Source organism: Streptomyces sp. SID12501 (assembly GCF_010550245.1).
Classification (GTDB): Bacteria; Actinomycetota; Actinomycetes; order Streptomycetales; family Streptomycetaceae; genus Streptomyces.
In genome coordinates, this window is record NZ_JAAGLU010001028.1 from 1 (window position 1) to 389 (window position 389).

Below are 389 nucleotides of genomic sequence, written 5' to 3' on the forward strand. Positions count from 1 at the left end.
TTCGTGCACGCCGAGGAAGCCGAGCGCGTCGGCCTGGCCAACCTGGTCGTCCCCGCCGACGAACTCGACGCCGCCGTACAGGACCTCACCACCGCCCTGCTCGCACCGCCGCGCGACGCGGTCATCGAGACCAAGGCGCTGCTCCGCGACGCCGGCTCCCGCTCGTACGACGCCCAGCGCACCGCCGAGCGCGCCGCGCAGGGCCGCCGACTGCGCGATCTGGCGGGCCTCTCGGACTGATCAGAAGAACCCTGGCCGGCGGGCACGCTCGCGGACGTGCCCGCCGGCGGGCGGCCGGCGGGCCACCCCGAACCTGCGGATCGGCTGCGGGTGCCCGGAGATCCCGGACCCCCGCCGAAGCAGTGGTCGGTCAGAAGCCGTGCCGGAAA

At 75.3% G+C, this 389-nt stretch carries 1 pseudogene; it reads left to right on the forward strand.

The features are described from left to right. Positions 1-240, forward strand: a pseudogene (locus tag G3I71_RS49660) (enoyl-CoA hydratase/isomerase family protein); the annotation flags it as partial. Positions 241-389: the final 149 nt, after the last annotated feature.